At 60.1% G+C, this 6,508-nt stretch carries 4 protein-coding genes; 2 read left to right on the plus strand and 2 right to left on the minus strand.

What is annotated here, in order from left to right:
* Window positions 1-39: 39 nt before the first annotated feature.
* Entirely contained in the window at window positions 40-930 is an 891-nt protein-coding gene (locus CA85_RS21035) for an alpha/beta hydrolase (protein WP_146393334.1), read from the plus strand.
* A 194-nt stretch (window positions 931-1,124) separates the two neighbouring features.
* Here CA85_RS21035 and CA85_RS21040 read toward each other — a convergent pair whose 3' ends face one another.
* Window positions 1,125-2,519 (minus strand): PP2C family protein-serine/threonine phosphatase, encoded by a 1,395-nt coding sequence (locus tag CA85_RS21040; protein WP_315852728.1) that lies wholly within the window; start codon window positions 2,517-2,519, stop codon window positions 1,125-1,127.
* Window positions 2,520-2,677: 158 nt separating this feature from the next.
* Entirely contained in the window at window positions 2,678-3,904 is a 1,227-nt protein-coding gene (locus CA85_RS21045; RefSeq protein WP_146393335.1) for a M20/M25/M40 family metallo-hydrolase, read from the minus strand.
* 284 nt (window positions 3,905-4,188) lie between these two features.
* Between CA85_RS21045 and CA85_RS21050 the strand changes: the two genes are divergently transcribed.
* Window positions 4,189-5,748 (plus strand): sporulation stage II, protein E, encoded by a 1,560-nt coding sequence (locus CA85_RS21050; RefSeq protein ID WP_146393336.1) that lies wholly within the window; start codon window positions 4,189-4,191, stop codon window positions 5,746-5,748.
* Window positions 5,749-6,508 lie beyond the last annotated feature (760 nt).

Consider the following 6,508-nt stretch of genomic DNA (forward strand, 5'->3'; position numbering starts at 1 on the left):
GGACTGTTCCCGGCCCGCCACTGTCCATACAATGAGGGCATGATCCACCTCATAAAACACTCCATGCTCGCGATCACGCTGAGCACATCCACGACGCTGGCGGCGCCGCCCGCAACGAGCACCTCCGATACCGAGACGGTCCCGATCGAGGCCTCGGTGACGTACAAACAGGTGCCGCTCGACGCTCCATCCGCCTCCGACAAGCGAAGCTTGCGGATCGACTGGACACGGCCAGCGGATTGGCAGGCCTCGGATGCTCGCGGAGCCGTTGTATTCTTTCACGGGGGTGGCTGGGTAGGCGGGAAACCCGGCCAGTTCGCTGAGCACTCCACGGCTCTCGCGGACCTCGGGTTGGTCTGCTTCCGAGTCGAGTATCGCTTGCTGGACCGCAAAAACGGCGAACCGCCCACAGACTGCGTTGAAGATGCCTCCGATGCAATGCGGTTCATCCGTGGATCGGCGAAACGTTTCGGAATCGATCCCCACCGCATTGCGTGCGGAGGAGGGTCCGCAGGCGGCCACCTGGCGGCTTACCTAGGCATGATGGACGATGAAGAGGTCGATGGGGTATCACGCAAAGCCGATGCACTCCTGCTCTTCAATCCCGTCTACGACAACGGTCCAGGACAATGGGGGGCCAAACGCGTTGGCGAGCAAACGGATCAATATTCACCCGCCCACAATATCACCTCCGACGACCCACCGGCCATCGTGTTCCTGGGCGAAAGCGATGCGTTGATCCCCATGGCGACCGCCGAGCGGTTTCAGCAACGCAGCCAACAGGCAGATTTGGTTAGCGAGCTGCACACCTACCCTGACCAGCCTCATGGTTTCTTCAACGTGCATGTCGCCGACGGTAAATACTTCGACGACACGCTCGGGAAATCAATTGCATTTCTAAAACGCCTCGGCTGGATGGACGCTAAGTAAATCGCGAATCATCCCGTAACGGACGAGGCGACGAGCCCATGCGACATCCGTAGTAAACCAGACGAGCAGTTAATTACCCACAAGCCTACCTCCGCCGACGGCGGCCTGGAAAAATAGCCGGTGGCCTGAACGCAAGCGAACACCACCGGATACGACTTCGCAGTATCGGCCGACGGGGCGGCACTCTCGATCGTCTACAGATCCACTGCCGTGTCGCTGGCCGAATCGTCCTGTTGCTTTCGCAGTAGCGTCATGGCTTGCAGCGCCGCGTCGCATTCATGCTCGATCGCTGATTTCCAGTTGCCCGCTGCAGCGGCATCGGACGCTTGACTGGAAAACACATCGACTCCGCTCCAATCCAGGTCCCAGTGATGCTGCTCGGACGAGCGGTGGATTTCAGAAACGACTTCCACGAGTCGCTCAAAGACCGCTTTGTGTTGATCGACGGGGTAGTGGCGGTAGGGCCCGGTGCCAGCCGCGATTTCGGAAGCCTTCAGTCCCGAGTCGTAGCTTCCCTGGACCGGCTGATCGGCATGCTTGCTGGAGTGGCGTCGTCGCACGCTTAAGGGTCGCCGGCGATCATCAGTGACCAACACACCGCTGGCCCAAATCCCCAGCGAGATGGCACCGAGCAGGAAGGCCACGATCGCCGACCCAGCCCACTTGGAGCCCCCTGAGTAGGCTGCGATAGCCAAGCCGATCGCTCCCAGCCAGCAAACCGTGGTGGCCGCCAGCAGCGAACTGGAGGAATGCACACTGCTCCAGCGGAACCCTTCGCTGCTCGAAGCGTTCTTGGGTGCGGGGGATGGATCGATCAAGTTTTCGCTGGTCACATCCACCGCGATGACGGTGATGTTGTCCGGCCCGCCGCGCAGGTTTGCTAGATCAACGAGAACGGGCGTGAGTTTTTCTAGCGGCAGGCTATCCATCAACACGCCGAGATCCTCATCCTCGACCAGACCGGTCAAGCCGTCGCTGCAAAGCAGGTATCGGTCGCCGAGCTCGAGTGAGAAAGGCCCTTCCAAGTCCACCATCACGTGAGCCCCCGGCCCCAGAGATCGCGTGATGACGTTCTTCGGGATTGCTTTGCCGAGTGGGCTATCGCTGCTGACCTGGCCGCTCGCCTCCATCTCCCAGACGAGTGAATGATCGAAGGTGAGCTGTTCGAGCAACCCGTTTCGCAACCGATAGACGCGCGAGTCTCCGACCTGCGCGACATAACCTCGGCCCTGGACGAGCACCAACGAACTGGCAGTCGTGCCCATATTGTGGAATTCGGGGTTGCTTTGGCCTCGCTCAAAAATGGCGGTATTGGCTTGATGAACCGCCTCCCCTAAGGCTTGCCCGACATCACTTTCTTGCGAGCCGATGTACCGCATCGCGATCTGTTCGCATGCGATCTTCGACGCCAATTCGCCCGCAGCGTGAGCCCCCATGCCGTCGGCGACGACAAATAAGTGCCCGCGTCGATCGAACCGATCCTCCGACTTCGCCACCATCACCGCGTAGGAATCCTGGTTATTGGCCCGGCGCATCCCCACATGGGTTAGCTCGGCGACATTCACTCCAGGGTGCCAAGAATCAGACAAGCCAAAAGCTCGTGGGGTGAGGGTGGTGGAGGATCCGACTGCGCGCGATGCATGTCGTGAAGGACAAGCAGGGAAAGCTGGTGTTCGCCGCCGTCGCGTTCCCCACGTTCAATGCCCCCCATTATAGACCGCTCGCAGTGCGCAACCTAGTACCGGTGCTACGATTTCGCGACCAAGATCGACGAAGCCAAGCGGCAGGCATCGAGATAATCGGCGACCACGAGGTACTCCTCATCCGTATGGATCATCGCCTGACCACACCCCAACGTCACCGCAGCGATCCCATGCCGGAAGAGCCAATTCGCATCGAGACCACCGTTGGCGACCTCGCAGATGGGATCGCGTCCAAGCTTGCCGACCCAGTAACGCGCCGCCTGCACGGAGGGGTGATCCAAATCCAATGCGAAGGCCTCGTAGTCGACGTGGCTGCTCCACTCAATCCGCCCGCAGCGACCCTTGACATCGGTCACCTCGGTGGCGGCCCGCTGCAGCGCGTCGTGAATCTGGTTGACGATCCAACCTCGAAACTCAGCATCGTGGCTGCGGGCTTCGATTCGTAGCAGCACCTCGGGCGTGACCACATTGGTCGCTTCACCACCCTCGATGACACCCACATTGGCGGTTCCTCGCTTGCCATCGATGTCCACCTCCCCGAGCAACCCAGCACCATGGAGGGCGGCGATCGCTTTCGCTGCGATCACGGTCGCGCTGACACCTTTCTCAGGTGCAGCGCCGGCATGCGAAGCGAATCCGTGGACCACGGCCTGCATCCGCTCACCACCGATGGCGCCGTGGCGGATCATGTTCATGCTCCCACCGTCAAAATTGAACGCCTGGTCCACCCGCCCTATCTTTTCAGCGTCGAGGTGACAGGCTCCCGCTAAGCCTACCTCCTCTTGAATCAAAAACGTGATCACCGCCGGTGGCAGACGCGTTTCGGGGTGCTCGGCAGCAAACCGGAGTCGCTCCAGAATCGCCGTCAGGATAATCGCACAGCCAGCCCGGTCGTCGCCTCCCAAGCCGGTCTCGCCCTCAGCGGCAATTATCAGACCGAGTTCGGGATCGTCTTTCTGTATCGGCTTGGCGCCCACGCAAATCGGCACCGTGTCCATGTGCGCCGAAAGCATGGTCCGGGGCAGACTCTCGTCGCCGGGAAGACTGACGATGAGATTGCCGCAGTCGCCGCGAAGACGTGTCCGCTCGTGAGCATCATCCTGGACGATCATGGCGGGATCGATCCCCGCCTCGACCAACGTCTTGGTGATCGCCGCAGCCACGCCGGCCTCCTCTCCACTTCGGCCCGCAATCGCCGTCAACCGCATGAATCGCTCCAAGGCAGCATCGGCATCAACATCGAGAAGTGGGTTTTCATCGTTCGAGGACATCGCAACAGGTCTCATCGAGGAGGCAGGAATCAAAAGACTTTTCGGATCATCACCCTGCAATCCTATCGGGTATCCAAAAGGCTGCAATACTCGCTCGCCGCAGGCCGATGAGAGGGCGAGCGACAATCAACGAATCGCGTTGTAACGCCTCTACCAGTTGCGCGGCCACGGTGGCGAACAAAGCAAACTTTGCCGATTGATCCGCTGGGGGAAGATGAATCATCTCGACGATGAGGCTAGCAAGTTGAACTACTCCGCTCGCCTCTTTTCGGGTTGACGACATCGTGTCCACATCATTGCCAAGCTATCTGAAAATCCACTGCGCTGACCACGAAACCGATCGCGTAGCGGAATCGCAAGTCGAGTCCGAAGCGAAATGGGAGCAGACCGAACTGGCCGTCCAGGCGACCTCGGTTCTCATCAACGCAGCGGCAAAAAAAGGCAGCGACCAGGTCGACCAAGTGCTCGCCGACGCGTTGCTCGCCACTGACGCGACAGCCGCGGCCGTCTACCTGCTCGATGACGCGACCGAACAGCTCAACACCCGGTTCGTCTTCGGCATGCTACCGGCACACCGACTCGGCACATCGCGTCCACTGCGTGGCGCTCGCGGTGATCTCGAAGCGATGGTGCAAGGAACCTTCACGATGCAGGACCTGCCTGCCAATCGAATGGACCAGCACTCCATTCCGGAGCCCTTCGCCTCGGCGATATGCCTTTGTTTGAACGGCACTGAATTGCCGATCGGCACCCTGTGGCTCTATAGCAACGCCCCGCATGCCTTCGACGAAAAGGCAACCGCCGCCGCTCGGTTGGCTGCCACCGACATCTGCCACACCCTCGTTTCACTCCATCGCCTGTCGTCCCCTGCCAATGGCTCGTCTGCCCCTGCATCCGCTCGGGGACGCGACCTGATTGATGAAGAGAACGCGGCACCCGATTTTGATGCTGATCGTTTCGTCGAAGCCATGGAACCACTCCCCGGACACACACCTCCGGCCATCGACGACGCCCCTTCCGCAATGCACGAGTGGGAGAAACAAATCTCCGATTGGCAATGCGATACTTTGCCACTGGGAACCCGGTTGGCCCGGGACTGGATGGTGGATGGGATGGTAGAGTCCCCGTTGGCGGTCGCCCAAAGCTGGCACCACTGGGATGTGCTTCCCGATGGTATTCTGGCGATCGCGATGTGCCAATTCGGACACGCGTGGGCCCCCCAAGGTGATCTGGGCGATACACTCGATGCGACCGTAGCCCGCGCCGCACTCCAGGCTCATCTGGGCTATCGACATACGCCGCAGGAAGCATTGATGCGAACCTTGCACAGTCTCCTGCAGGTACGAGATGCCGCCATTGATGAAAGCGGACGGCCCAGCCTATCGCTGCTTTATGCCCACGTGGATCCCCAATCGGGACGGGCCGCGATCTCGTCGATTGGCCAGTGGTCGAGCCTCATTGCCTCCCCTCAAGGCTATCGCTCGCTCAATCTCGATCGCGCTGCCACGATCGCGGCCGAGGAGATCCCCGGCGAGTTGCCGATCATGAGTCATGAGACAACCCTGCTCGACGGGGAAGCCCTGTTGGTGACGAGCGCCCAGTGGATGGGGATCGCGTCCGAAGCACCGCCGCTCACACCACGCCTCGATGAAACCATCCGCCGCGACGGCATCGACCACGATAGCGAATCGGTACGCCATCAGATTGGAGCGTCGCTGCAGAAAGCCATGATGGAGGGCGAACGCAGTCCACTCGCAGCCCTCCGCCGACACACCGCTTCAATCCCCCTGAACCGAGAACGCGCCGCACTGGCCCTGCTGCACCAAGCGAATCCAATATCGTAGTGGACGAGGCGACGAGTCCTCCCAGCGCCGTACTGGACGAGGCGACGAGCTGTTGATTACCCACAAGTATCCCGAAAGGGATGATAGAAAATAGCCGTATGGTAAGCGCAGCGCCACCTACGGTTGTTCGTTGAAGATGGAGCGTCGACCCCGAAGTGGGTCGCAGACCTTGTCGTCAATGATCTTCCACCCCATTCGGGGTTGGCACGCGTATTTCGCGGAGGTTCCGGTGGTGTTCGCTTGCGCTCGACCACCTGCTATTTTCGGTTCATCCGACGGAAGCGTGCGCAGACCACAGCGGAAGGTTTTTTGAGTACTGTCATATCCAGAACGAAAATTTGCAGTGCGCGCGTACGCTCAGCGGCACCACCAATAGGGTAGCTTTTTCGACACTCAAAGTCCACTGTTTGTCGGCCAGCCAGCACGGCTCGGTTAGCTTTGGTGGTTCAGTCTCGCCACCCTGGTAGATATCCGAAGCTCTGAGAGCCCCACACTGTCTCATCCGGCGTTTGAACCGCTAACAGAGCATCTCACTCTAGCACGGGCTTGCTCAGCAGAGCTACGCTCCACCGATACCCTCGGCATGCGACGACGTTGTTAGTGTGCTTGGCAGCACGACAATTCAGCCTAAGACTTCAGAGCTTCGGACGGTTTCGATTCTACAGTGTTTTCCTGGTTCACTCCAAGACGAATTAGTAAGCCGATCAGCAAGTCGCCGATCGATTGAGGGCCTCGACGCTTCTTGCCAGCGAGAAGCTGC

This window comes from Allorhodopirellula solitaria (genome assembly GCF_007859855.1).
Taxonomy (GTDB): domain Bacteria; phylum Planctomycetota; class Planctomycetia; order Pirellulales; family Pirellulaceae; genus Rhodopirellula; species Rhodopirellula solitaria.